21 protein-coding genes are annotated in these 25,911 nt (G+C 50.9%); 11 read left to right on the top strand and 10 right to left on the bottom strand.

Annotated elements, in window-relative coordinates:
- Window positions 1–42 precede the first annotated feature (42 nt).
- The 5 genes from murA to rho all read right to left on the bottom strand — a co-directional run bounded on the left by murA (window position 43) and on the right by rho (window position 4,857).
- Entirely contained in the window at window positions 43–1,296 is a 1,254-nt protein-coding gene (gene murA, locus G3M78_05365) for a UDP-N-acetylglucosamine 1-carboxyvinyltransferase (GenBank protein QPJ64843.1), read from the bottom strand.
- The gene (prmC, locus tag G3M78_05360; protein QPJ64842.1) at window positions 1,289–2,164 is read right to left on the bottom strand and encodes a peptide chain release factor N(5)-glutamine methyltransferase; all 876 of its coding nucleotides are present in this window, start codon (window positions 2,162–2,164) and stop codon (window positions 1,289–1,291) included. The genes murA and prmC overlap by 8 nt, the downstream gene beginning before the upstream one ends.
- Window positions 2,165–2,215: 51 nt before the next feature.
- A complete protein-coding gene (prfA, locus tag G3M78_05355; GenBank protein QPJ64841.1) occupies window positions 2,216–3,286 on the bottom strand; it encodes a peptide chain release factor 1 in 1,071 nt (356 codons plus the stop codon).
- Between the two features lie 66 nt (window positions 3,287–3,352).
- Complete coding sequence (gene rpmE / locus G3M78_05350) at window positions 3,353–3,586, bottom strand: 50S ribosomal protein L31 (protein ID QPJ64840.1); 234 nt, start codon at window positions 3,584–3,586, stop codon at window positions 3,353–3,355.
- A gap of 20 nt (window positions 3,587–3,606) precedes the next feature.
- A complete protein-coding gene (gene rho, locus G3M78_05345) occupies window positions 3,607–4,857 on the bottom strand; it encodes a transcription termination factor Rho (protein ID QPJ66774.1) in 1,251 nt (416 codons plus the stop codon).
- A 677-nt stretch (window positions 4,858–5,534) separates the two neighbouring features.
- On the opposite strand from rho, the gene G3M78_05340 reads away from it, so the two are divergent.
- The 7 genes from G3M78_05340 (at window position 5,535) to G3M78_05310 (ending at window position 13,464) form a co-directional block, all read left to right on the top strand.
- Window positions 5,535–6,287 carry a FecR domain-containing protein gene (locus G3M78_05340; GenBank protein ID QPJ64839.1) on the top strand — a complete coding sequence of 251 codons (753 nt, stop codon included), beginning with the start codon at window positions 5,535–5,537 and terminating at the stop codon, window positions 6,285–6,287.
- A 281-nt stretch (window positions 6,288–6,568) separates the two neighbouring features.
- On the top strand, window positions 6,569–7,522 hold the full coding sequence (locus G3M78_05335; protein QPJ64838.1) for a hypothetical protein: 954 nt from the start codon (window positions 6,569–6,571) through the stop codon (window positions 7,520–7,522).
- A gap of 129 nt (window positions 7,523–7,651) precedes the next feature.
- The gene (locus tag G3M78_05330) at window positions 7,652–8,236 is read left to right on the top strand and encodes a hypothetical protein (GenBank protein QPJ66773.1); all 585 of its coding nucleotides are present in this window, start codon (window positions 7,652–7,654) and stop codon (window positions 8,234–8,236) included.
- 4 nt (window positions 8,237–8,240) lie between these two features.
- Window positions 8,241–9,044, top strand: a complete 804-nt coding sequence (locus tag G3M78_05325; GenBank protein ID QPJ64837.1) for a class I SAM-dependent methyltransferase — start codon at window positions 8,241–8,243, stop codon at window positions 9,042–9,044.
- Between the two features lie 114 nt (window positions 9,045–9,158).
- Window positions 9,159–10,442, top strand: a complete 1,284-nt coding sequence (locus tag G3M78_05320) for a tetratricopeptide repeat protein (protein QPJ64836.1) — start codon at window positions 9,159–9,161, stop codon at window positions 10,440–10,442.
- Between the two features lie 39 nt (window positions 10,443–10,481).
- Window positions 10,482–10,787, top strand: a complete 306-nt coding sequence (locus G3M78_05315; protein QPJ64835.1) for a hypothetical protein — start codon at window positions 10,482–10,484, stop codon at window positions 10,785–10,787.
- 187 nt (window positions 10,788–10,974) lie between these two features.
- Window positions 10,975–13,464 (top strand): PAS domain S-box protein, encoded by a 2,490-nt coding sequence (locus G3M78_05310; GenBank protein ID QPJ64834.1) that lies wholly within the window; start codon window positions 10,975–10,977, stop codon window positions 13,462–13,464.
- Between the two features lie 35 nt (window positions 13,465–13,499).
- Here the strand turns inward: G3M78_05310 and G3M78_05305 are convergent, their stop codons facing one another.
- From G3M78_05305 to G3M78_05295, 3 genes are all read right to left on the bottom strand, one after another.
- Window positions 13,500–13,895, bottom strand: a complete 396-nt coding sequence (locus G3M78_05305) for a CBS domain-containing protein (GenBank protein ID QPJ64833.1) — start codon at window positions 13,893–13,895, stop codon at window positions 13,500–13,502.
- 198 nt (window positions 13,896–14,093) lie between these two features.
- On the bottom strand, window positions 14,094–15,698 hold the full coding sequence (locus tag G3M78_05300; GenBank protein QPJ66772.1) for a SagB/ThcOx family dehydrogenase: 1,605 nt from the start codon (window positions 15,696–15,698) through the stop codon (window positions 14,094–14,096).
- 162 nt (window positions 15,699–15,860) lie between these two features.
- On the bottom strand, window positions 15,861–16,646 hold the full coding sequence (locus G3M78_05295) for a hypothetical protein (GenBank protein QPJ64832.1): 786 nt from the start codon (window positions 16,644–16,646) through the stop codon (window positions 15,861–15,863).
- Between the two features lie 282 nt (window positions 16,647–16,928).
- Between G3M78_05295 and G3M78_05290 the strand changes: the two genes are divergently transcribed.
- Window positions 16,929–17,840, top strand: a complete 912-nt coding sequence (locus G3M78_05290) for a GIY-YIG nuclease family protein (protein QPJ64831.1) — start codon at window positions 16,929–16,931, stop codon at window positions 17,838–17,840.
- A gap of 190 nt (window positions 17,841–18,030) precedes the next feature.
- Here G3M78_05290 and G3M78_05285 read toward each other — a convergent pair whose 3' ends face one another.
- Window positions 18,031–19,521: a SulP family inorganic anion transporter gene (locus G3M78_05285; GenBank protein QPJ64830.1), complete on the bottom strand. Its 1,491-nt coding sequence runs from the start codon at window positions 19,519–19,521 to the stop codon at window positions 18,031–18,033.
- 216 nt (window positions 19,522–19,737) lie between these two features.
- Window positions 19,738–19,938 (bottom strand): cold-shock protein, encoded by a 201-nt coding sequence (locus G3M78_05280; protein ID QPJ64829.1) that lies wholly within the window; start codon window positions 19,936–19,938, stop codon window positions 19,738–19,740.
- Between the two features lie 403 nt (window positions 19,939–20,341).
- Here G3M78_05280 and G3M78_05275 point away from each other — a divergent pair, with 403 nt between their 5' ends.
- From G3M78_05275 to G3M78_05265, 3 genes are read left to right on the top strand one after another with little or no spacing between them, the layout of a single operon-like run.
- Window positions 20,342–22,693 carry a DEAD/DEAH box helicase family protein gene (locus G3M78_05275; GenBank protein QPJ64828.1) on the top strand — a complete coding sequence of 784 codons (2,352 nt, stop codon included), beginning with the start codon at window positions 20,342–20,344 and terminating at the stop codon, window positions 22,691–22,693.
- Window positions 22,690–24,165 (top strand): N-6 DNA methylase, encoded by a 1,476-nt coding sequence (locus G3M78_05270; protein ID QPJ64827.1) that lies wholly within the window; start codon window positions 22,690–22,692, stop codon window positions 24,163–24,165. The genes G3M78_05275 and G3M78_05270 overlap by 4 nt, the downstream gene beginning before the upstream one ends.
- On the top strand, window positions 24,165–25,778 hold the full coding sequence (locus G3M78_05265; GenBank protein ID QPJ64826.1) for a restriction endonuclease subunit S: 1,614 nt from the start codon (window positions 24,165–24,167) through the stop codon (window positions 25,776–25,778). The genes G3M78_05270 and G3M78_05265 overlap by 1 nt, the downstream gene beginning before the upstream one ends.
- Window positions 25,779–25,911 lie beyond the last annotated feature (133 nt).

Raw genomic sequence — 25,911 nt, 5'->3', positions numbered from 1 at the left:
GCGTAAATAGTGTGGAACGGCAAAATCATTATAAGGGAAGAGCTACTTGATACGTTGGATTTTCGCTCCCAATGCGGATAATTTTTTTTCAATCTCCTGATAACCCCGATCGATATGATACACCCGGGAAATGACCGATTCGCCCTGCGCCGCCAAAGCCGCCAGCACCAGAGACGCGCTGGCGCGCAGGTCGGTCGCCATGAGAGGCGCGCCGCTCAGTTCATTCACGCCGGAGATCACCGCTGTGCGCCCTTCAAGGGTGATATGCGCTCCCATGCGTTGCAGTTCTGCCGCGTGCATGAAACGGTTCTCGAATACGTTTTCAGTGATCAGGCTCTGGCCTTTCGCCAACGTCATCAAGGCCATGTACTGGGCCTGAAAATCGGTGGGGAAACCGGGATAGGGGCTGGTCTTGATGTTCACTCCCTTGGGCGGACCGTCGCAATAAACCCGAACCGAATCTTCGCGCGTCTCCACGCTCACCCCGGCTTCCAGCAATTTCAACGTGAGCGATTCGACATGATGCGGATTGCAGTTTTGAACTTCCACATCGCCCCGGGTGATCGCCGCCGCAATCATATAAGTCCCCGCTTCGATGCGGTCGGGAAAGATGCGACAATCGAGCGGACGCAATGAACTCACGCCTTGAATGGTGATGACATCGGAACCGTGTCCTTCAATTTTAGCCCCCGCCATGTTGAGCAGGTCGGCCAGAAAAGTCACTTCCGGCTCCTTCGCCACATTCTCCAGAATCGTCTCGCCTTCTGCCAGAACCGCGGCCATCATGAGATTGGCGGTGCCGGTGACGGTGACGGTGTCGAAATAATAGCAGGTTCCCTTCAAGCGTTCGGCGACGCCGAAGATGTAACCCTTTTCCAGCGTCATCTTCGCGCCCATCGCTTCGAGTCCCTTCAAATGCAAATCGATCGGTCGCGCGCCGATGGCGCAACCTCCAGGCAGAGAGACTTTGGCTTTTCCCAGACGCGCCAGCAATGGCCCCAGCACAAGACAGGAGGCGCGCATGGTCGAAACCAGTTGATACGGCGCCTCGTGACGATTGACCCCCGCAGTGTCCAGTAGGATTTTTCCGTCCTCGCGGTGATCGACGCGCGCTCCCAATTCCTCCAGCAGAAGGATCATGGTGTTCACGTCCCGCACTTCCGGGATGTTTTCGATGCGGTTCTGACCCGAGGTCAGCAGAGTCGCCGCCAGCGCCGGTAAAATAGCGTTCTTGGCTCCGCTGATTGAAATTTTACCCTGCAGGCGTTGACCGCCCTGTACGACAATTTTATCCATCGTTATTCCTCACTGCGACCATCACGCGGTCGCGATCTGCATAATCTTTATAAACCCGAACGTCTTGCATTGCCGACTGCGAACGAATGATTTCCTCAATCGCCGCCGCCTGCGTCTCGCCGATCTCCATCAAGCAGGCGCCGCCGGGGAGCAACCAGCGTTCAATACCTTTTGCGATACGTCGATAATAATCCAGTCCGTCCGCCCCGCCATCCAAAGCCTGTCGCGGCTCGAACTCGCGCACGTCCTTCGGCAGTGAATTGATTTCCGCGCTGGCGATATAAGGTGGGTTCGAAAGAATGAAATGAAACGGGGCCTCGTCTTCTTCGGGAAACAAGTCAGCCTGCACAAAGCGAATGCGCGACTCAACGCCATGTCGAAGCGCGTTTTCTCTGGCGACAGCCAGCGCCTGTTCAGACAGATCGACCGCCGTGACTTCGCAACCCTCAATCTCGCAGGCCGCAACGATAGCGATATTACCCGATCCGGTTCCAATGTCCAAGACCCGCAAAGGATTTTGCCGGTCCCAGAGATTTCTCGCCTCTTCCAGAAAACGCTCGATCAACACTTCCGTTTCAGGTCGCGGACACAGCACGGACGCAGAAACCTTGAATTCAAGAGACCAGAACTCGCGCTTGCCTAGGATATAAAACAACGGCTCGCCGCGCTCCCTGCGCGCCGTCGCCTGTTCGATGCGCTCCGCGTCCTCCAGGGAAATCGCGCGCGCGCTTTGAGTGATGAGACCTTCCCGGCTCAAGGCTAATAGTTCGCCCAGCAGAAGTTCGGCCTCCACTCGGGGAGACTCGGAAACCGATTCAATGCGGTTCGCGACCTCTTCAATACAGGCGCGAATCGTCGTTTCCGGCATGGCAGTGTGCAATGAATACTCGAAGGATGTCGAGCGCCAGCGAGAGGCGGGTCAAACCACGCCTTTGTTCAGCGCCTCGGCTTGAAAGTGAAGGGTGAGCTTTTCGGATATTTCATCCATGTCGCCCTCCATGATCTGGGATAATTTGTGCAGGGTCAAACCGATGCGATGATCGGTCACCCGCTCCTGGGGATAATTATAAGTTCGGATGCGCCCGCTCCGGTCGCCGCTTCCCACTTGCTCCTTGCGCTCGCGGGCCAGCTCTTCCTGTTGCTGGCGATGGCGCTCGTCGTACAAACGGGCGCGCAAAACGCGCATGCCTTTTTCTTTATTTTTGTGCTGGGATTTTTCATCCTGACAGGAGACCACAAGCCCCGTTGGAATATGCGTGATGCGCACGGCGGAATCGGTGGTGTTGACGCTCTGCCCGCCGGGACCGGATGAGCGGAACACGTCGATCTTCAATTCATTCGGGTTGATGCTCACATCCACATCGCCCACTTCGGGCAAAATCGCCACCGTCACTGCGGAGGTGTGAATGCGACCCTGCGTTTCGGTTTCCGGCACGCGCTGAACCCGGTGCGTTCCGCTTTCGTACTTCAGCTTGCTGAACACGCCGCGCCCCTGAATATTGACGATGACTTCCTTGTAGCCGCCCTTGCCTGTGATGTTCTGACTGAGCGTTTCCGTTTTCCAGCGCTTGGTCTCGGCGTAGCGCATGTACATGCGAAACAGGTCGGAAGCAAACAACGAAGCCTCTTCTCCGCCAGTCCCGGCGCGGATTTCCAGAATAACGCCTTTTTCATCGCGCGGGTCTTTGGGGAGCAGAAGCCGCTTCAAGCGCGTTTCCACTTCGTCTCTTTCCTGCTGTAAACCTTCGGCCTCTTCCTCCGCCATTTCGACGAGTTCCGGGTCCTTTTCCGTTTCAAGCAGAGCTTCGTTCTGCTTGATCTGTTCTTCGATGGATTTAAACGCTCGGTATTCGGCGACGATGGGCGCCAGCTCCGACTGCTCGCGGGCGTACTTCTGGAAATCGGTCTGGCGGGCAATCACTTGCGGGTCGCTCATCAACCCGTTCAATTTATCGTAGCGTTTCTCAACTTCAACGAGATTATCGAACATGGTTCACAGGACCGGAGGTGGAATAGCGGCGTTTCCGCCGCGAATTTATGATCTGGAGGGAGTGGCTTATTCCGCTGGAGCGGCTTCTGCTGCGGCAGGTTTTGCTTTTGCGTATTTGCGATTGAATTTTTCGATTCGACCCTGCGTGTCCATCAACTTCTGTTTGCCCGTGTAAAACGGGTGGCACGCGGAACAAATTTCCACGGTCAATTCCTTGATGGTCATGCGGGTTTGCACTTCACTGCCGCAGGCGCATTTAACGGTCACTTCATGATATTCGGGATGGATTTCTGCTTTCATAACGCTCGAACGGTCTCCTTCTACGAGTTCATTGTCGAGAGGAACTCATTGTTTGTTTTGGTTTCCTTCATTTTAGCCAAGAGAAGGTCCATAGTATCATGGATGCCCATGGGGAGTAAAACTTTTCTTAACAGCCAGACTCTCTGCAAATCTTCCGGCGGCAGGAGCAATTCTTCTTTTCGCGTACCGGAACGGTTGATGTCGATCGCCGGGAAGGTGCGCTTGTCGGCCAGCTTGCGATCCAGCACAATTTCCATGTTGCCCGTGCCCTTGAATTCTTCAAAAATAACGTCGTCCATGCGGCTTCCCGTATCGATCAGGGCCGTGGCGATGATGGTGAGACTGCCGCCTTCTTCCAGATTTCGCGCCGCGCCGAAAAACCGTTTCGGTCGTTGCAATGCGTTGGAGTCCACGCCGCCGGACAATACCTTGCCGCTCGGCGGGACGATGGCGTTGTATGCGCGCGCCAGACGGGTGATGCTGTCCAGCAGAATCACGACGTCGCGTTGATGCTCGACCAGGCGTTTTGCCTTCTCGATCACCATCTCCGCGACCTGCACATGCCGTTGCGCCGGTTCGTCAAAAGTGGAGCTGATGGTTTCGCCGTTGACCGAACGCATCATGTCCGTGACTTCCTCGGGACGCTCGTCGATCAACAATACAATGAGGGTGACTTCAGGAAAATTCGCGCTGATGCTGTTGGCAATGGATTGCAACAACACCGTCTTACCGGTCCGCGGCGGCGCCACGATCAAACCGCGCTGGCCCTTGCCGATCGGCGTCATCAAGTCCATGATGCGCGCGCTGTAATCCGTACAGCCCGGCGTTTCCAGTCGCAATCGTTCCGACGGGTACAAAGGCGTCAGGTTGTCGAACAGAATTTTTTCTTTGGTTTTTTCCGGGTTTTCGTAATTGATCGCCTCGACCTTGAGCAAAGCGAAATAACGTTCGCTCTCTTTGGGAGGTCGAATCTGCCCGGAAATGGTATCGCCGGTGCGCATGTCGAACTTGCGAATCTGCGAAGGGGAGACATAAATATCGTCAGGACCCGGCAGATAATTGTAGGTCGGCGCGCGCAGAAAACCAAAACCGTCAGGGAGAATCTCCAAAACCCCTTGCCCGAACATCAAACCGTCTTTCTCGGTTTTCGCCTCAAGAATCCTGAAGATCAAATCCTGCTTACGCAAACCGCTATGACCCTGGATTTTCAACTCACGTGCAATACCGGTCAACTCGGAAATAGTTTTAGCCTTTAGTTCTTCGATGTTCATTTGATTACTCATAGGGCGCGGTTTTCCTTCGGGGTTATTTTTTGGAGATTGGAGTTTTTAAATTAGAAAGATCGGATATTTGAATGATTCGTCAGGTTGAAGCGTCAGGGAGCCGGGTGGAACTTGGCGGTGTCGCTACTTTTTATGTAGAAAGTTCTCTGGCTAATCTTTGAATGAACGGGATTTGTTTAAAATGAGGATCTGGATTTTTTTGGAGATTTAAGAAACTCTACCAGTTAATCCATAATTGTCAACTATTTTCTAATCAAACGCCATGATTTTTGGAGACATACGCTTCAGGCCCCATGCCTCAAAAACCTTCCGCTCATAGCAATCCCACTCCACATCTCCCAGCCACTATCCACTCGCAAGTCTGCACTAATAACTCGCATCGAAAAATAGAATTAAAAAGCTATACATATATATCCAACTCATACCGAAACCCCGCGCCGTTGGGCGCCATGAGATTAGCTCGAACTTCAGTATGCAAAACTCTAAGGAAGCGATGGCTCTAAAATCCATTTTTCTCTCTTTTCGATAAACTTTGTATTTCCCCGCGAAAATGCTTTGAAATTGATCTGCCCAATAAAAGAGAGTAATTTACACAATAAATAATCGATCCAGACGCGAATCGGCGGACTGGCATTTCAAAAAATTTTCCTGGGAGTTGAATCGCTATGTCGAATTACAAGACCGCGGGAATATCCGCTTCGGTCCTCTGCAGAAAACTCATCCGAGCGACGCACCTCTTCGCCATCGCCATACTCCTCACCGCCAGCGCCGACGCCGCTCAGGCCAAGGGCTTCGCCAAGCTCGATAAAGTCAGCGGGAAAGTCGTCGTACTCGACAGCGCCGGTTCGCCCATCGCCAAAGGGAGCAATGGACGCGCCCTGCGCGTCAATGAAGGACTGCGCACCGGAGCCGACTCTAGCGCCGATATCCTGCTCTTCGACGGAAGCCGCATTCGCATGACGCCCAATTCTAAAATCAAACTCAGCGCCAAATCCAAAAACGGCAAAGCCGATATTCAGATCGACCTCATCTCCGGCAAACTTTTCAACCTGGTTCAGGCGACAGACAAGCGCGGTCATTACGTCATCAAAACGAAGTCCGCGATGGCCGGCTTTAAAGGGAGAGTATTTTCCGCAGAATCAAACGGCGACCAATCCGTCTTCATGGTCAAGGATGGCAAGCTGAAACTGGTCAACCCGAAAGTCTCCAAAAAAGACGGCGTGCTCGTGTCCAACATGAGCAAATCCACCGTCAGCGCAGACGCCCGACCCGCGAAGCCGGTTCCTCTCTCCCCTGAAGAAATCGCCCTGTTCGATGCGCTTGAGGAAATCGACATGAACGTCGGCTTCGATCTCAGCGAAGAGACCCAGGACGTCATCCGGGAAAACGCAGTTTCGCCCGTCGACAGCCTGCCCTAAGCTGAACCGTCGTCCCTCCAGAATCGATAGAACCGCTCCGGCTCGCATAACAGCCGGAGCGGATCCATCAGAGATCAAACTCGCTCCACACAAATATCAACGCCGACACCACGAAACGTCATCATTCGTCTTTCTGATCAAAACAAAACGCTCCAGCGCAACGCGCAACTTTTTGAAACGCTCTGGATTGCTTCGCCGCTTTGCTCCTCGCAACGACGGGGCCTAATGTATAATTCCAGGTAGTTTAAAAGCTTTTGCTCATTTATGGACAAAGGTGAAAAATGAAATTTCATTCCATAACCGATTGCCCTGCGCCTGAAGCGCGCAGTCTTGTCTGCCGGGTTTCGTCGCTGGTGAGTTGTATTGGAATGCTGGTCACGGGCCTGCTTTCCGGCGGGCTTTTGTATCTCGATCTTTTCTGGAAAGATCACGACCTCGATCTTCCGCTCTATGTATTGCGCTATATCGAGGTGGTGATCGCCTGTATTTTTCTGCTTTTTTTATTTCACTTCCGCAAATCCCTGCGTACCTCCAACTGGCTCCTGCGACTCGACCCGGGTCGCGCTGTGATCAAGTTCCGCTCTTACTTGAACGATCATTTGCCCGAGGAAGATAAAATCGTCGTCGAAATCCCCTGTGCAGAGATTGCCTGGGCGCGCAAGACCAAAGAGCGCGTCGTGACCAACGATAGGGATGGAGCCGTGTACCAGTTTTTCACTTTTCTGGATTTGAAATTGAAATCGCAAGACGCCGAAGCTCTTCGTCAGGCCATTCTCGACGAGCGCAATCGGCGTCCGCCCATCGAAGCGATGAACCGCGCCTTGTTTCAGGCGCGCAAGCGTCGCGCCCCGGATTCGGAGATCGCGCTTCTCAAGGCCGAGATCAAACAGGAGGAACAGCGCCGACCGAAAGGCGGCAGTCGTTTTTCGACGACGCTACACCACCATTACCCCGTTCGCATGACGGATGCGTCCATCCTGCGACTGGACTGGTCGGGCGTTCGCCCGCGCATTGGCAAAGCGCTGGAGGCTCTGGAGGCTTCCGTCGCGCTGGAACCTGTCATAAAAATTTCAAGCGATTTCACTCAGCCTGCGCAAAATATTGAAGAACAGATTCTCGATCTCGCCGCGCGCGGCGAAACTTTCAAAGCGATCGCTTTGACGCGCGAACGCTACGGGTATTCAGTCGCAGAGGCCAAGGCCTTTGTCGAATCGCTCTTGGGCAAGGATTCCTGAAAATCCATCCTCTCTTGACAAAATCCGACAACCTGCGAACCTGAAAGGGGTTGTCTTACATCCAAAAAAGATAACGCGCTGACTGAAATTCATACTGATAGAGAGGCGATTATGAGCGAAAGTCCGAAAATTGAAGATCCAATTCTTGAATTGTTTGAAAAAATAAAAAAGCTGGAGACGGAACTGTCATTTGAACTTCAAAAGAAGCAGGAAGAATTTTTATATGAAGTGAACGAAACGCGGGTTTCGTTTGAAAAAGAAATCCAGCGTCAGCATCGCAAATTAAAAAAACGTATCTGGCGCTTTTTCAAAGACGCGGCGATTCTGAACATTCTCACCGCGCCGTTTATTTACTCCCTCATCATACCCGGTCTGATTCTCGACGCCTTCCTGTTCGTTTACCAGAACGTGTGCTTTCCGGTGTACGGCATTCCCAAAGTGCGGCGCAAGGACTACATCATCATGGATCGGCAATACCTCTCCTACCTCAACTGGATTGAAAAGTTCAATTGCGTCTACTGCGGTTACTTCAACGGCTTGATGAGTTACAGCCGCGAGATCGCCGCGCGTACGGAGCAGTATTGGTGCCCGATCAAGCATGCGCGCAAATTAAAAAGCGTTCACACGCGCTACCGCAAATTCTTTGATTACGGCGACGCCAACGACTATCAGGAGCGCTTGAAAAAAATACGCAAGGACTACAAGGACGACTGAGACGATGGACAAGGACCCGCAGTACGAACAAACGCGCATCGAATTTGCGGAGGAGTGGTCGCGTTGCGAGATCGAAGACCTGCTCCAGACCAACGACTACGAACGCGCCCGCGCAGAACGCCTTCTCTATGAACGCTTCCTTCCCAAAGAAGACTGGATCCTTGAAGCGGGATGCGGTCTTGGGCCCAAGGTTCTGCATTTTCGCAAGAACGGTTTTCGCGTGATCGGCGTCGACTTTGTCGAAACGGCTCTGCATCGCTTGAAGGCTTATGCGCCGGAATTGCCGCTGGCGTGCTGTGACGTTCACGAATGTCCGTTTCCCGACAATTCCTTTGGCGCCTATTTGTCCTACGGCGTGGTCGAACATTTCCCGAAAGGGCCGCAACTGGCGATACGCGAAGCGCACCGTCTGCTCAAGCCCGGCGGGGTGATCCTCATGATGGTGCCTGCGGACAATGCCTTGAGCCGCTTCATTCACGACCCGGACAACGCGCTCAATCGATTGCGCAGGAACTCTCTGATACGCAGGCTGATGGGCAAACCGCCTTTGGGAGAGAATCACGAGCACGACCTTTATATGAAACTCCACACGCGCACGGAGATGCGCGGCATTCTTAAGGATGCGGGATTCGAAATCCGGGTCGAGGCGCCGGTCTCTCACAGCTTCTCATTGTTTATGCTGTGCGAATGTTTTCAAAAAAATGCGCTGGGCGAGACCAATACAGCGGCGGAAACATTGGGACGCTGGATGAAACGCCTGGCGCCCTGGGCCACCGCCAACCATCTTTTATTCGTCGGCAAAAAATAATTTTCAACTCCAGGCTCTGTCCTTTCGTAGAATTTTCAGCGATCATCTGCTAGGCTGAACCGCTATCAACCCTTGATCCATTTTTTCATTCGGCTCTTCAGCCCGACAGGTTCCATGCCAATCGTTTATTTCAGTTCTTATTCTTCCGATCTCGAACCGGCAATGCACCGCGTTCTCACCGGACTCGAATCCTTTTTCCATGAGGAATTCACCGCGCAGACCGGAGGAGAGGGTTTTGATCCCGCGCGCATTCGCCACACGCTGGAGCACAGCAATGTTCTGGTCGTCGCGCTTGGCGGCGGAGCGTCTTCGGTGAAGAGCGTGGAATCGAGCATCGAAGACCCTTTCGCCAGCGAACGGGTGCGCTTTGAAATTGTCTCCGCCATGCATCTTGACCTCATCATCATCCCTCTACTGATCGACGACGCATCCCTGCCCGACAAACGCCTCGCACCGGGATCGGTCAAGCGTTTGCTGGACTGCAAATCCTATCGGCTGAAATATGAATCCTGGTCGCAGGATCTACAAAGGCTTTGCAAGGATTTGCAACAGGAACTCGAATTCAAGACCATGATGAAAAGTAATTTGAAGACCGACCCGATGCGCGATCTGATGGAGTCTGAGGCAATACGCGGCAACACGCTGGGACAAGAATTCATCAGTTCTCTCGAGGGGAGACGCGTGGTGGAGCTTGCCCAGCATCAACTCGATGAGGCGCGGCGCAAGAACAATCGCATTGAAGAAAAATCCGCGCTCTCCGCTTTGGGCCTGGCCTACGCAAGACTCGGGCAAACGCAGAAATCCATAGAATATTTTGAAGAACAACTCGCGCTCGTTCGCGATCTTGGGGATATCGGCGAAGAATGTCCCCTGCTCGCCAATCTCGGCGACGCCTGCGCGGTGACCGGCAACGTCGCGCAAGCCAGGAAATATTATGAGCGACAACTGGAGCTTTCTATCGAGGCCGACGACCGCGCTTCCATCGCCAGCGCCCACAACGGGCTCGGCTTCGTCTGCGTGAAGCAGAATCAAATCGATACGGCCATCGAACATTATCAACAGGCCCTTCTGCTCTACCGCGAACTCAAGATGGTGGATAAGGAGCTGGAACTGCTTGTGGGAGTTGGATTGAATCAACTGAAATTGAAACGTTGGCAAGACGCCTGCGATAATCTGGAGCAAGCTCTCGACCTTTCGCGATACCTTGAAAACAGGGAGGAAGAAACCCGGCTTTTGGTCGATCTGGGCGACGCTCATTTTCAACTGGGAAATTTTCAAAGGGTGAATGCTTGCCTGAATCAGGCCGAAGATTCGCTCTCAGGAACGCTTCATCCGGGTCTGGCATCCTTAAAGAGCCAGATTCAATCCATACGCGGCGCTTTGCCTCCAGTAAAATAAATTTCTGCAAATCTCTTGAATTGAAAGGAACTATTCTCCATGACCGCCAAGTCTCATCCCATCCTTCTGGAACTTTCAGAACAAATGCCCGAAAACTCGAAAACCTTCCTGAACATTCAAAACGCCGAAGACTATGCTGATATTGCTGAGCAGGCGCGTCTCGAAATGAACTGCCTCAAAAACATTGATGGAACGCTGGAAGATGAACGCAACTGCCGGGCCGTTTTGACCGATAGCGGCTATGGCGACTGGCTCAAGGACCTGGATGAAGACAACGACCGGTTGCGGGTCATTGGCGCGCTGGAACTCATCTCTGACCTTGCCCGAGAACTCGCCGAAGATTAATCCCTGCCATTTACCCAGTCGCCTGGATAAGCAATCGGCCCCCCGCCCAAACACAAGCCCGCCATAACTCAGGAGAACCGAACGAATTATTTTTTAGTCATTGATTTACAATTATCGTTACTATATTATTACCCCCATAAAAACCTAAAAAATATTGAAAAAATGAAACATACACAGCTGACTTGTTATGTCTCAGTCTCCCTATAAAGTTCCATTCATTTTTACGGGAAGCGCTCTGTTAATCGCGCTCCTGTTTTTTCTAGACCTGAATCTGGAATTGGGAATCGCCAGCGGTATGCTGTACACCGTTCCCATCATTTTGGGGCTCCTGCTGAATAAAAAGAGCTATTTCTTCTGGGTTGCCTCCATAGCGTCGGTTCTGATACTGACTGGCTATGCATTTTCTCCATCGGGCGGGAATCCCTGGCCCGTGTTCACGAACCGGGCGCTATCATTAATCGTAGTTTGTATCACGGCATCGATCTGTTCTTACTACAAGAATCTAGAGTCGCAATTGCTTAAAAACAAGGACGACTTGAATGAAAAATTTCTCCTGCATCAAATCGGTTTTCACCCTCACCTGACACCGCCAATCGGGAATGAAAAACAGGAACAAGCTAATCTTCCAGAAAATTTGAACGGTTTGGTTGATGGCTTGATTTTGATCGACGCTAAAGGAGAAATTCTGTCTGTAAACAACGCTGTTGAAGATATTTTCGGCTATAACGCAACGGAATTGATTGGCAATAACGTCCGAATGCTGATGCCCGAACCGGATCGAAGCAAACACGATCAGTACATAAAAAATTATCTGGAAACGGGTAAAGCTCGAATTATCGGCATCGGGCGCGAAGTTCTGGGTTTGAGAAAAGACGGGCGCACCTTCCATATGGAACTGGCCATCGCACTGATCAACATTGAGAGCCAACCGCATTTTCTCGGAACCACGCGCGATATATCCCAAAGTAAAATTCTTCAGAACAGCTTCAACCGAAGTAGAAACTATCTGCAATTGCTCTACACCATTGCCTCGATCGGCAACGAACCGCATGAGATGGAAGATATCCTGAAGTTTTTTCTACAGGAAATCTGCAACACGATGGACTGTCACATTGGTCACTTCTATCGTTACGATACAATTTCAGAAACACTGGATTCTTCTCGTATCTGGTATTTCGAGGACATCGCCTCATTCATGAATTTCAAACAGGCCTCTGAAAGAAAAACCTTCAAACAGGGAGAAGGGTTGCCGGGCAGGGTTGCCCAAAGTCAGAGGAAAGAATTCATCGCCGACATCAGCGACGATAACAATTTTCCAAGGAAATCGGTGGCCCGTTTATCCAACATTAAAGGCTCCTTTGGATTCCCCGTCTACCTGAATAACGAACTGTTTGGAGTCGCTGAATTTTTCATGTCTCGCCCCCTCAAGGTGGATGAAGCGTTTGAAAATATCGTCGATAACTTAATGATTCAGATCAGCAAGATTCTCGATTTACAAAATTTTGAGAAGGAACTGATCAAGGCCAAAGAGGACGCTGAAAAAGCGAACAAAGCAAAATCTGAATTCCTGTCAAACATGAGTCATGAATTCAGAACTCCACTCAATGCAATACTGGGTTTCTCTCAATTGCTCGAAATAGACGCCGCAGAGCCTTTGAGTCCGGCGCAACAGGTTTCAGTGAATAAAATTTCTTCCGCAGGCGCTCATTTACTGCAATTGATCAACGAAATCCTGGACTTGTCTCGTATAGAAGCGGGGAAACTCACGCTGAGCATTGAACCGATCTGCCTGAACCATCTGGTTGATGAGGCATTATCTCTGATAGGCCCGATGGCGTCCCAGCACAATATCGCCATCAAAAATAACCTTCAGGATTCAAACAAACTTTTCCTGAATGCGGATAAAACCCGCTTGCGACAAGTTATTTTGAATTTGGTTTCCAACGGGGTCAAATACAACCGCCCGGGAGGTTCGCTTGTTGTGAACGGAACTCTAGAAAGACGGGTGATCAAAATCAGCATTGTTGATACCGGCCCCGGCCTAACACCGGTGGAACAAAAAGCCGCGTTTCAACCTTTCAATCGACTCGGAGCAGACAGGAAAGGAGCCGATGGCACCGGAATCGGTCTGCCGATTTCAATCAGACTGATTGAGATGATGGGGGGGAAACTTGGCGTCAACAGCGAACCCGGAGTGGGAAGCCAGTTCTGGGTGGAACTCCCTGCGACGGGAACTCAAGACGTCAATACCGAAGATAAATTAGATTCGTCTGCAAAAACGACGATCAACCGGGGCGAACCCTTCGACATGCTCTACATTGAAGACAATTCAGTCAACATCGAACTTATCGAAAACATCATGTCGAAATACGAAAACTGCCAGTTGACCTCCGCAAAGGAAGCGATGAAAGGCATTCACATTGCGAGAACGCAACCGGTTGACCTCATCCTGCTCGATATCAATCTTCCCGATATTGACGGTTACGAGACATTCAACCTTTTGAAAAATGATGCCGCTCTAGAAGAGATCCCTGTCATAGCGATCAGTTCGAACGCCAGGGAGGAAGATATACAACGCGCCTTGGACCTGGGTTTCGACTCCTATATCACCAAACCCATCAAGATCCCTCAATTTCTCTCAGAGCTGGATCGGATCCTGCGCAAGCGCAGAAAATGAGAGCTACTTCCACGGTACATGCAATGAAGCGCGTCTTAAAATTCCGTCTGCTTGTGCAAATCAAGATAGTATTTTTCCATGTCCTTCACGGAAAACATTCCCACAATCGTTCCATTGTCTGTGACTGGAAGGTGGCGCACTTTTCTCTCTTCGATCAAGGCGCTCGCACGCGCGATCGTTTCGCCCTTGTCAATCGTGCTTTTGATCGTCGTCATCAGGGTTGAGACCTTGACGGATTTGGGGTCGCACTCTCCTTTTAACGCGAGGATCATCCAGTCGGTCTTCGTGAAAATACCAACGTAGGCGTCCTTGTCTTTCACCAATAGCGCGCTCACTTTGTTCTTATACATATCATCCACCGCCTCATGCGCGAACTTGTCCGGGCTTGTGGAATAGAGCGTCGTGCTCATGTAATCGCCAACCTTGTTCATTGTCACCTCCTTTTTCTGACCAAAGCGATTGTCCTGTTTTTTCCGAATTATAGCGCATCGTCGCTCCCCTTTTGGAGAACGCATTTGCAAATCAGAACAACCATACCATTAAGCGCTAAAAAATGGGATTGAAGAGTCGAATTTGCCTCATTTTTTCTTGCCTCCACATGAAAATCATTAAATCAAACTCGTCAATTCTCAGCTTTCGGGATAGGCGGGTAAGGTCGTGAGGCGGGAGTCGTCCACCGCGCCGCCGACGGTGAAATGATACAGGCTCTGATAGCTGTTGTCGCGCAGACCGAAAATGGCGCGGGCCGGGTCGTCAAAAAAACAGCCGATGCCGGTACTGCGCACGCCGCTGACCTCGGCCTGCAAATACAGGACCTGCCCTATCGCGCCGCATTCCCAGTAAAGCCGGGGATACATCGCGGCGCTGTAATTCTGCGTCGCCTTCTCAAAGGCGCTGAACATGCCGAGACTGAAACAGCTCTGCCCGGCGATGTCCTGTCCGCAGGACACCGACGCGGCGGGGCTTTGAAAATTGTCTTCTTCCAACCTGAAAAAATCCAGCTCCGGCGGACAGCCTTCGGGGCGCTCCCAGTCAAAGCCGGGTTTCATCTTCTCCTTCAAATCGCCCAGATGATCCTTGTTGCGCAGGAGAAAATACAGTCCCGGCGGCAGATCGTCCACGCGATGGACAAAAACCCCCAAGTGAATCTGCGGCTCCCAGAGCATCGTATTAAAAGGAATTGGACAAACGTCGGGATGAACGTTCTGCATGAACTGAAAAAAAGTATCGCGCGAAATCCGCGTCCTGCCGTCCATCGCAACCGCGCTCCGACGCTGATGCATCGCCTCTCGCATCGAAAAAGTATCCTCGCATATCAGGCGGGCCAGACTTCCGCGCGACTGCAGATTGCCCGCAAAATCCGCATCGCCCGTCTTGCGCGTCGCATTGGACACTTCGCCGATGCCGTCCCAGTCGATATGTTCCTCGCTCAATTGATTCGCTTGGCCCTGCCACTCCAGCCCGGCGAAGCCCTCGACAAAATCAGCGCGCGTCGGAAGCGCCGTCGCATCCTGCGGCGATACGGCGATCAGACATTCGGCGATCTCCGCCTCGCCTTTGCGCTCCGTATCCAGCGCCAGAATCGTTTGCAGAGTCTCCGCATCGAGGTGATCCAGCAAACGCGTCTTCCAGCCCAGCGTCGCCGCCGCCAGACTGATCGCCGCCAAGGCATGGCCCATGTCGTGATTGCAATAACGGAAGGCGCGTAGACCGTACTTCCAGGCCTCCCGCCAGTGAATGGTACTCAGGCCGACGAACACAACGCCCTCGGGATAGCCCTCGGACAAACGATTCCAGGCCGATTCAGAAAGCGTCGCGCGTAGCTCCAGCCCGTGAACTTGCGGCGTATAATGCGACACTGTCGGAACCTCGTCGATGCCCGGCATCGGCCCGCAGATCAAATGCCCTTCGGTCGGGTGCAGGTTGCCGCTCGACGGGTTCACCCGCAACGCCCAGCGCGAGCCTTGAAAACTCTTCCAGGCCGAAATCGCCAGGCTGTCGAAGAACAACTGCGAAATTGTTTCGTGATTCATCGGCGAGGCGGGAAGATGCCCTGGACGCAAAACCTCATGGTAATACGGTCGCTCGCGCAACTCGATTTTTTTGAGAGCAACAAGCGCCGCGCCTTCGTATCGACGAAAGGGGTCCGGCTGGTTCGACCAGTCCATGAAACCCGGCGACGGCGCCGAGCGATAATAATCGTGTTTGGAATATTGATGATAACGCCGCGCCAACTCCCAGGCGGCGTCCGGATTGTCTTGACTCAATTGAATGACCTTGAAAAACGGAAAGGATATGAGGAAAGTCGCGCGACGCGACTCCATTAGCTATGGATACGTTAGCACGAAATGAAGAGGAACGCCGGACTTATGAACGTTGTAAAAAAACCGCCGCTCTCAGATATTTTTGCTGAGGATCTCATCGACCAGTTCGTCGATGGTGCCGCGCAAGATCAGGCGATGCTCGAAATCGCCGTACTTCATGATGAACTCCAGCTTCTCCGCCAGCCGCACTTCCCGCTCCGCCCGGTCGATCTTCAAGGCGAAGGCGCCGATCTGTTCCTCGCGTTCATCCGGCGTTTCCTCGTCCGGCCCCGGCTCAGCCCGCGTCAGTTCCGCCAGTAGCTCCGCGTCCGCGCCGCTGAATTCGCCAAACTCCTCAGACAGCGCCGCCGCATCGTTCCCCGGCTCGCCGCCCATCAGGCAAATCAGCAGATCCGTCTCCGGCCCCTTGCCCGACAAAGCCTCGCACTCGGCAAGGATTTCAAAACGACGACGTTCGCTCACGCCGCCCCATTCCCGAAACAGTTCCAGCGCGCGACGATGCGCCGCGCACGCCGAATCGTTTGCATTAGGAGGAAGCAGAATCGCTTCGCCCTTGTGCGTCAAAGACACTGTGATTTGCAGAGGAATGAACCAGTCCGAATCCGCCGCCTCCACCAGACCGCTCAAGACGATGCGGACCCGATCCAGCAAAGGCGCGAGAAAGGCCGCATGCTCCCTGGGAACATGCCCGACCATCTCATCGCAGAAATTCAGAACCTCGATCGCGTTCGCGTCATGCACGTTCAGCGGATCGCGCTTGAACTGAACCCGCTCGCCCTCGTCCAGCCCGCCGCGATAATAACGCACGCCGACGATTTTTGAATCCAGCGTCCCCAGCAACCTGCAAGAATTTTCCATAGCTCTCACCTGGCAAAACCCCTACGATCCGTTTGAAATGTATTAATGATATACCCTATTTATACCATATCCCCATCACGATAGAAAATGAACTGGATCATCGAGACACATTCGCTAAAACAAGCAATTCATTCGGCTTTTCCTATAAGGATATTTTATAATATTTTCACCTTTTGCAATAAAGGTCATGGGAGCCAGCCTAAGAAGGGAGAAACCTCCATAGTTTTTTAGAACAAATCAACGCTAAATAGTTAATCATAAAATGAAATAGAGGAAATCAATATGGCCAAGCAGAAAGGACGCTCGATTGAACTGTTTTTAGTTGATGGAGATCCCAATGGAATGCTGACCGCAACGATCCCTTTTCAATGGACGGGTCATGTTCTTGTAACAAACAGGACACAACTAAAAGACGCTCTCATGCGCAAAGAGGCTAGCAGGCCGGGCGTTTATCTGCTTTTGGGCGAACAGGAGGGTGAGCCATTATTATACATTGGTGAAAGTGATGATATTGGCAAGCGCATCAAAACTCATGATTCTAAAAAAGACTGGTGGTCTACGGCTATCCTGATTACCTCTAGCGGCGAACAATTAAACAAAGCCCATATACGCTATTTAGAAAGTCTTCTTGTAGAGAGAGCAAAACTATCCAATAAAATTGCACTGGAAAATTCCACCAATCCCACGACTTCTCCACTTAGTGAATCCTCAGAAGCGCATATGAAAGATTTTTTAGAAAATATTTTTCTCGTTCTTCCCGCATTAAAATTTGATTTTTTTATTCTAAATACCAAATCCACCGAGCGCTTTGAAGAGGCGCCCAATAACAGTGATAAACCTATTATTTTCACAATGAGTACGCCAAAACATGGATTGACGGCAAGGGCAACCATTCAAGACAGTCGCTTTATCGTCGAAGAGGGTTCAAAAGCAAAAATGGAATGGAGCAATTTGAACAACAAGGGTTCTAGTTACCATAATCTGCATGAGGAACTGATTAAGAGGGGAATTTTAGCGATTAATGGTGAAAACAGAGTCTTTACTCAAAGCTATGCTTTTAACAGTCCCAGCGCCGCGGCAGCGATTGTCAACGGAAGGAATACCAATGGACCCTCTAAATGGAAAGTTGAGGGTACAAACAAGAGCTATAAGGACTGGGAAGCTGAAGAACTAATGAAAGAAGAGAATAATTAATACGAACGTTGAACCCATCGCATCAAAGATCTAGAGCTTTTGCACGACGCTTGGCGATGACGGGGCGTGTGGCGCCACAAAAAAAGCCGCCGAACCCGGAGATGGAGCGCCGGGTTCAGCGGCTATGCGCGTCTGAACAATTTTTCTAATTTTTAAATCATCGGCGCCATTGGCGCTCGGGCGGGCGCGCTTAATGTTTTGGCAACAACTCCAGCGCGTTGGGTTTGTCGTACACGCCCAGCCGATCCACAATCGTCGCGCTGGCCTGGTTCAAGCCCAGCAGTCGAACGTCTGTTCCATTGCGTCGGAACTTCAGGACAACATTGTCCAAAGCGCCGACGGCGGAGAGGTCCCAGAAATGCGCCGCGCTGACATCAATGATGACTTGCGGAGCGGCGTCTTTGAAATCGAAAGATTCCGCAAACATTCCGGCTGAAGCAAAAAAGACCTGACCGTAAACCTTGTAGCAACGTTCTTGCGCATCCTCGGACAGCTCAGAGTCGATCTTCAACAGAAGCGATACTCTGCGGGCGAAGAACAGCGCGCTGGTCAATACGCCGACGAATACGCCCATCGCCAGATCGTGCGTGGTGACGACCACGGCGACCGTGGTCAGCATGACCAGACTGGATGTTTTGGGATGGGTTCTCAGGTTCCTGAAAGACGCCCAGTTGAAGGTGCCGATCGAAACCATGATCATGACGGCGACCAGCGCGGCCATGGGAATCTGGCGCACCCAGTCCCCAACCGCCAGAAGCAGGAACAAGAGGAACAGCCCCGCAAAAAGAGTCGACAAACGACCGCGTCCGCCGGACTTGATATTGATGACCGATTGCCCGATCATCGCGCAACCCGCCATGCCGCCAAAAAATCCCGACACGATATTCGCGACGCCCTGCCCCATGCATTCGCGGTTCTTGTTGCTCGAAGAATCGGTCATGTCATCGACAATCGTCGCCGTCATCAGGGATTCCAGCAGGCCGACCGCCATGAGCGTCAGCGAATAGGGAAAAATAATTTTCAAAGTTTCCAGATTGAGCGGAATGTCGGGCAAGAGAAAAATCGGCAAGGTCGATGGAAGTTCACCCATATCCCCGACCGTTCTTAGATCCATCCCGAAATAAATACTGATCAGCGTCACCGCGATGATGCTGACCAAGGCCGAAGGTACCGCCCGGGTAAATCGCGGCAGAATGTAGATGATCGCCAGACCCAGCCCGACCATGCCATACATTTGAATGCCCGCGCCTTTGAACTCGGGAAGTTGCGCCATGAAGATCAGAATCGCCAGAGCGTTCACAAAGCCCGTCACGACCGAACGCGACACAAAACGAATGAGAGTTCCCAACTGGAAAAACCCGGCGACGATTTGCAAAATCCCCGTCAGAATCGTAGCGGCCAGCAGATATTCCAGGCCATGCGCCTTCACCAGCAGAACCATGACAAGCGCCATGGCCCCCGTTGCGGCAGAGATCATGCCAGACCGCGCGCCGATAAAAGAGATGACGATCGCAATACAAAAAGAAGCGTACAAGCCCACCTTCGGGTCCACGCCCGCGATGATGGAGAAAGCAATCGCTTCAGGGATGAGGGCCAGCGCGACCACCATGCCCGCGAGCAAGTCGCTACGGATATTGCCAAGCCAGTTGAGTTTGATATGAGAGAGCGACGAAGAAAGCATGAATATATATTTGAATACGGCCTGACAGGGCGCCTCAAACGAGCGAAGGATTCCCCCGCCCTGGCTTGAGAAACGTTAACCGAGGCCTTGTTATTGAATGAGATGAGAGCGGATTTTGCAGGGCAAAAGAAAAGGGCTCGTCCAGATGGCCGAGCCCTTGCGCATCAAATTAAAACGAATGGACCAGGATAGAAACTCTTCCTGATGATGCCGTCCTTATTTGGCTGATACTCGAGTGGCTTGAGGACCTTTCTGGCCCATACCCTCTTCGAACTCGACCGCTTGACCTTCGATGAGGGTCTTGAAGCCGTCGCTTTGAATTTCGGAAAAATGCACAAAGAGGTCCGTGCCATTTTCAGATTCGATGAAGCCATAACCTTTACTCTCGTTAAACCATTTTACTGTTCCATTAGACATAATAAATACTCCTGCAAATATATGGGAACACCCGCCAGCCAATCTGGCACAGTTTTCCCTGATTTTAATTGGTTGGGTGGATGCTAGAACTTTTAGTGTACCACTTGGAGGAAGAACAAAACGATTCTGGGCCGGATGGGCCCGAGCGTTTAAATAGATCTACTCAAGGCGAGATACTAGAAAGAATTATGCTTCAACTGAACAACCTGTCATAAGAAAATATAATATAACACAAAACCCCACCCGCGCCTAATTAATAATTCCACCCCCGCAAATAAATGAACAACGCGCCGAATGCAGACCGAGCGCCGGGAAATTCCTTATTTGGATATTTTCCTGTATTATAGTCGCGGATTATCTAAGAGTATAAACTGCAAAGCGGTTGATCTACATCGGGTTGGAAATGGAAAGCAAAGACAAAAAAAAACTTAGCGAAAGTGATATTTGCGATCTTTTCATCACTCCGGCAATCAAAAATGCGGGCTGGGACCAAATGAAGCAGATCAGGCGCGAAGTGACTTTAACTCCAGGACCCATTGTAGTTCGGGGCAATATGTCGTCCCGCAATAAGAAAAAGAAGAAATTTGCCGATTACGTGCTTTCGTGGGAACCCAATGTCCCCATAGCGGTTGTCGAAGCAAAAGACAACAATCACACGGTGAGCCATGGCATGCAACAGGCTCTTGGATACGCGGATATCCTGAAGGTTCCCAGCGCTTTCAGTTCCAATGGAGATGCTTTCGCTTCGCACAATAAAAAACCCGAGGCTGGAGAAGACATTGAAACGCAGTTCCCCCTTGACGCTTTCCCAAGCCCGGAAATCTTGTGGAAACGCTACAAATCATTCCGCAACATCACTGAAAGTGAAGAAGCGCTTGTTGTCCAACCCTATTATGTAGACGTTTCGGGCAAGGAAGCCCGCTATTATCAAGTCGAAGCGATCAACCGCACCATCGAAGCGGTTGCAAAAGGTCATAAGCGCGTCTTACTGGTCATGGCGACTGGCACTGGAAAAACCTACACAACCTTTCAAATTATCTGGCGACTATGGAAAGCTAAAGCGGTCAAACGCATCTTGTTTCTGGTCGATCGCAACATCCTCGCGGACCAGACTCTAGTGAACGACTTCAAACCCTTTGGCTCGGTGATGGCAAAAATTAAAAATAGAAAAATCGACCCGGCCTATGAAATCCAACTGGGTCTCTACCAAGCCCTCACCGGCCCGGATGAGGCGGATAAAATATTCAAAAATGTCTCGCCCGATTTTTTTGACCTTATCGTCATCGACGAATGTCATCGTGGAAGCGCCGCAGATGATTCCGCGTGGCGCGAAATTCTGGATTATTTTTCAGGCGCGGTGCATGTGGGACTGACCGCCACTCCCAAAGAAACAAAATACGTTTCCAGCACCAGTTATTTTGGCGAAGCGGTCTATACTTACAGCCTCAAGCAGGGCATCGAAGACGGCTTTCTCGCCCCCTATAAAGTCGTCCGCATCAATATAGACAAGGACATTCACGGCTGGACCCCTCCCGAAGGCATGGTCGACGATCTGGGGAATGAAATTGAGTGGCGCACATTCAATCAGGCGGATATGGATCGTATCCTCGTGCTCAATCAGCGCACCAAGCTGGTCGCGAAACGCGTCATGCAACTATTGAACGCTACGGACCCCTTTGCCAAAACGATCATTTTTTGTGAAGACATCGATCACGCAGAGCGCATGCGTCAGGCCATTGTCAATGCGGCGGGACAAATAGCCATAGACAATCCCACATATGTTATGCGTATCACCGGCGACAGCGCAGAAGGCAAAGCCCAGCTTGATAACTTTATAGACCCGGAAAGCAGATTCCCCGTTATCGCCACCACCTCCGAACTGTTAACGACCGGCGTCGATGCAAAAACCTGCAAGCTCATCGTGTTGGACAAAACCATCTCGTCCATGGCCATCTTCAAGCAGATCATCGGACGCGGAACCCGAGTGGACGAAGAGAACAATAAATACTTTTTCACGATCATGGATTTTAAAAGGGCGACGGAACTATTTCGCGACCCCGATTTCGACGGCGACCCCGTCGTCATTTACACACCGGAAGGGGAAGACGATGATCCCGTCCCGCCGGACCCCTCTCCAGATGAAGAGGATGATGGCGACGATGACGACGGCGAAGAAGGCGTAAAGAAGATTCACGTGAGCGGCGTTCCGGCAAAAATCATCGCTGAACGCGTCGAATACATCGGGCCCGACGGAAAATTGATTACGGAATCCTACAAGGATTTCAGTCGCAAGCAAATTCAATCGGAGTTCGAATCTCTGGATGATTTCATTCAGCGTTGGAACAGCGCGAAAAAAAAACAAGCGATTATTGATGAGTTGGAAGAATACGGAATTGTTCTGGATAATCTCGCCGCAGATGTCGGCAAAGATTATGGAGACTTTGACCTCATCTGCCATATCGCCTATGATCAACCCCCGCTCACCCGAAGAGAGCGCGCGGAGAACGTAAAAAAACGCAATTACTTCACGCAATATGGCGAGCAGGCAAGGTCTGTCCTGAACGCGCTATTGGACAAATATGCCGATGAAGGCATCGGAACGATAGAAAACGCAAAGGTTCTTCAGTTGAAACCCTTCACCAGTTTCGGAACTACTGTTGAAATCATAAACAATATTTTTGGCGGCAAAGAAAACTACGAAGCCGCTATCGAAGAGCTAGAACGCCAACTGTACAACCAAGGCAACACGCAATGAGTAATGTTTCAGGAGTCATCAAATCCATTCAGGACATCATGCGCAAAGACGTCGGCGTCGATGGCGACGCCCAGCGCATCAGCCAACTGGTCTGGATGTTCTTTCTTAAAATTCTAGACGATAGGGAAACAGAACTGGAACTCACCGAGGATGATTTCAAGTCCCCGCTTCCCAATCATCTGCGCTGGCGGTCCTGGGCGGCAGACCCCGAAGGCATGACCGGCGAAGAGTTGTCAGATTTTGTGAACCTGCAATTATTCCCGGCCCTGAAAGAAAAACTACCCATTCAGGGGCCTGCAGGCAAACGCGCCCAGGTCATACGCGGCGTTTTTGAAGACACCTACAACTACATGAAGTCCGGCACATTGATGCGTCAGGTCATCAACAAAATCTGCCAGATCAATTTCAACAACACGACAGACCGCCACACCTTCGGAAGCATCTACGAGCAAATCCTCAAAGACCTGCAAAGCGCAGGCAACGCAGGCGAATTCTACACGCCCCGCGCCATCACCCAGTTCATCGTCAATCGCGTTGACCCCAAATTAAACGAAACCGTGCTCGACCCGGCCTGCGGCACCGGCGGTTTTCTCACCTGCACGATAGACCATAAACGCGAAAAATACGTTCACTCCGCAAGCGACGCCGAAACCCTGCAAAAATCCATACGCGGCGTCGAAAAGAAATCCCTGCCGCATATGCTGTGCGTCACCAATATGATTTTGCACGGCATCGACACGCCAAGCAATATCCAGCACGACAACACACTGAGCCGCCCCTACAAAGACTACGGCGAGAAAGACCGCGTCGACGTCATCGTCACCAACCCGCCCTTTGGCGGTATGGAAGAAGACGGCATCGAAAACAACTTTCCCGCCAACCTGCGCACCCGGGAAACCGCCGACCTGTTCATGGCGCTGGTCGTCAAATTACTCAAAAAAGAAGGCCGGGCCGCCATCGTACTGCCAGACGGCTTTCTGTTTGGCGAAGGCATGAAGACGCGCCTGAAAGAGGCATTACTCAAAGAATGCAACCTGCACACCCTCGTGCGCCTGCCCAATGGCGTCTTCAATCCCTACACTGGAATCAAAACAAATATTCTGTTTTTCACCAAAGGGCAACCGACGGAACAGGTCTGGTTTTACGAACACCCCTACCCCGAAGGCGTGACCAGCTACAACAAAACCAGACCCATGCGCTTCGAAGAATTTCAAACCGAGATCGACTGGTGGGGCAAAGAGGAAGACGGCTTTTCAGCAAGGGTGGAAAACGAACAAGCCTGGAAAGTCAGCTTGGAAGAAATCATCGAGCGCAATTACAACCTCGACATCAAAAACCCGCATATCGGCGAGCAAGTCCAACACAATCCGGAAAAACTACTGACCGCCTACCAAAGCCAGCAAAAAACAATCCAGAACCTGCGCGATCAATTGAAAGACATCTTGTCCGAAGCCTTGAACAGGAAAAACTGATGCCCGGAATTCAAAAGCTGATCACAAATCATCTGGATATCTGGACCGCGTCGATCGAAAAAAAATCATCCGCCGGTCGAGGCTCCAGCAAAAAGATCAACCTGTACGGCATTAAAAAACTCCGCGAATTGATTCTTGAACTCGCCGTGCGCGGCAAACTCGTCCCGCAAGACCCCAAGGACGAACCCGCCTCCGTCTTGCTGAAAAAAATCGCCGCCGAAAAAGCGCGCCTCATTAAAGAAGGAAAAATCAAAAAACAAAAACAACTGCCACCAATTAGTGATAAAGAAAAACCCTTTGAACTTCCGAAAGGTTGGGAGTGGGTGCGATTTAATGATTTATTTAATTCAATATTCAGTGGAGGGACACCGAGTAAAAGTAACACCACTTATTGGGATGGCAATATCTCTTGGGCAAGTGTGAAGGATTTGGGTAAGGAAAGATATATTTCTAGTACTCAGGATAAAATTACAGAGACCGGTTTGAAAAATGGGAGTAGGCTTGCTGATAAAGACGATCTTCTAATATGCACTCGAATGGGGTTAGGGAAAATTGCAATTGCGGCAACTCCAATTGCGTACAATCAAGATTTAAAGGCCGTCAAACTGACATCCTGCATAAATATCGATTTCTTTTTAAATACATATTCTACGCTAAAGATAAAAGGAACCGGCACAACTGTTGCTGGTATTAAACAAGAGCAATTACTAGGCTATGTTATTGGTCTCCCCCCTTTTGCCGAACAACATCGCATTGTTGCCAAAGTGGAAGAGCTCATGGCTCTTTGCGATCAGCTGGAGGAGGAAACCGAAAACAACATCACCGCGCACCAGACTTTAGTGAACACCCTGCTGGCGACTTTAACGGATAGTCAGAACGCCGAAGACTTCGCCCGGAACTGGGCCAGAATCGCAGAACATTTCGACACCCTGTTCACCACCGAAGACAGTATTATTATTTTCAGGAAGATCATTTTAGAACTAGCTGCTTCAGGTAAATTAGTAAATTTTGACGTATCCGCAAAAAAAGAACTGGTCTTAAATTTAATTTCATTCGGGCCACGAAATGGAATGTCCCCAAAAGTAGTGAACTACAAAACAAACATGAAAGTATTAAAATTAGGAGCCACATCAAAAGGATATTTAGATCTCACAGAGTCAAAATATATTGACAAAGAAATTGCCCCAGAATCACACCTGAGACTTAGGGAATGGGATATTTTAATTCAAAGAGGCAATTCTTCAGATTATGTCGGATGTAACTTGTTAATCAAAGATAACTTTGTGTCTTTTATTTACCCGGATCTTATGATGAAAATACGTGCAAAAGAATATGTAATGCCAGAATACTTATCATTAGTTTTGGCATCACCCTCAAGCAGGGAAAAGATGTGGCAGCAAATGACAGGAACATCAGAATCCATGCCTAAAATAACAAAAAAGGTCGTAGAAAACATTGAAGTTTGGTTACCTAATTATGATACGCAAAGAACAATTGTCGCCAAGGTCGATGAGCTCATGGCGCTTTGCGAGCAGCTAAAAAGCCGCCTCAGCGAAGCTCAAACCATTCAAAGTCAATTGGCAGACGCCCTCGTCGAACAAGCCGTCGCCTGATAGTATTTACTGTCCAATATAATTGAATCGCCGCATTGCTCCGGCCCGCCTTCTCCCTAAACACCCCTACGAATTAAGATAACTGCTTTCTAAATCTGCTATAGTCAAAGGGTGACGGGTCCTGCCTGTTTGG

The sequence above is a fragment of the Candidatus Nitrohelix vancouverensis genome (genome assembly GCA_015698305.1).
In the GTDB taxonomy this organism is placed as follows: Bacteria; Nitrospinota; Nitrospinia; order Nitrospinales; family VA-1; genus Nitrohelix; species Nitrohelix vancouverensis.
Note: the sequence above shows the minus strand (reverse complement) of the source record. Positions and strands in the feature narration are given on the sequence as shown.

Bases quoted from the DNA above. Each gene is read 5' to 3' on its own strand.
- G3M78_05315 (QPJ64835.1), top strand. From the start codon at position 10,482: ATGACCGCCAAGTCTCATCCCATCCTTCTGGAACTTTCAGAACAAATG.
- G3M78_05285 (QPJ64830.1), bottom strand. From the start codon at position 19,521: ATGCTTTCTTCGTCGCTCTCTCATATCAAACTCAACTGGCTTGGCAAT.
- G3M78_05270 (QPJ64827.1), top strand. From the start codon at position 22,690: ATGAGTAATGTTTCAGGAGTCATCAAATCCATTCAGGACATCATGCGC.
- G3M78_05310 (QPJ64834.1), top strand. From the start codon at position 10,975: ATGTCTCAGTCTCCCTATAAAGTTCCATTCATTTTTACGGGAAGCGCT.
- G3M78_05295 (QPJ64832.1), bottom strand. From the start codon at position 16,646: ATGGAAAATTCTTGCAGGTTGCTGGGGACGCTGGATTCAAAAATCGTC.
- G3M78_05335 (QPJ64838.1), top strand. From the start codon at position 6,569: ATGAAATTTCATTCCATAACCGATTGCCCTGCGCCTGAAGCGCGCAGT.
- G3M78_05265 (QPJ64826.1), top strand. From the start codon at position 24,165: ATGCCCGGAATTCAAAAGCTGATCACAAATCATCTGGATATCTGGACC.
- rpmE (QPJ64840.1), bottom strand. From the start codon at position 3,586: ATGAAAGCAGAAATCCATCCCGAATATCATGAAGTGACCGTTAAATGC.
- murA (QPJ64843.1), bottom strand. From the start codon at position 1,296: ATGGATAAAATTGTCGTACAGGGCGGTCAACGCCTGCAGGGTAAAATT.
- prmC (QPJ64842.1), bottom strand. From the start codon at position 2,164: ATGCCGGAAACGACGATTCGCGCCTGTATTGAAGAGGTCGCGAACCGC.
- prfA (QPJ64841.1), bottom strand. From the start codon at position 3,286: ATGTTCGATAATCTCGTTGAAGTTGAGAAACGCTACGATAAATTGAAC.
- G3M78_05340 (QPJ64839.1), top strand. From the start codon at position 5,535: ATGTCGAATTACAAGACCGCGGGAATATCCGCTTCGGTCCTCTGCAGA.
- rho (QPJ66774.1), bottom strand. From the start codon at position 4,857: ATGAACATCGAAGAACTAAAGGCTAAAACTATTTCCGAGTTGACCGGT.
- G3M78_05325 (QPJ64837.1), top strand. From the start codon at position 8,241: ATGGACAAGGACCCGCAGTACGAACAAACGCGCATCGAATTTGCGGAG.
- G3M78_05320 (QPJ64836.1), top strand. From the start codon at position 9,159: ATGCCAATCGTTTATTTCAGTTCTTATTCTTCCGATCTCGAACCGGCA.
- G3M78_05280 (QPJ64829.1), bottom strand. From the start codon at position 19,938: ATGTCTAATGGAACAGTAAAATGGTTTAACGAGAGTAAAGGTTATGGC.
- G3M78_05290 (QPJ64831.1), top strand. From the start codon at position 16,929: ATGGCCAAGCAGAAAGGACGCTCGATTGAACTGTTTTTAGTTGATGGA.
- G3M78_05275 (QPJ64828.1), top strand. From the start codon at position 20,342: ATGGAAAGCAAAGACAAAAAAAAACTTAGCGAAAGTGATATTTGCGAT.
- G3M78_05305 (QPJ64833.1), bottom strand. From the start codon at position 13,895: ATGAACAAGGTTGGCGATTACATGAGCACGACGCTCTATTCCACAAGC.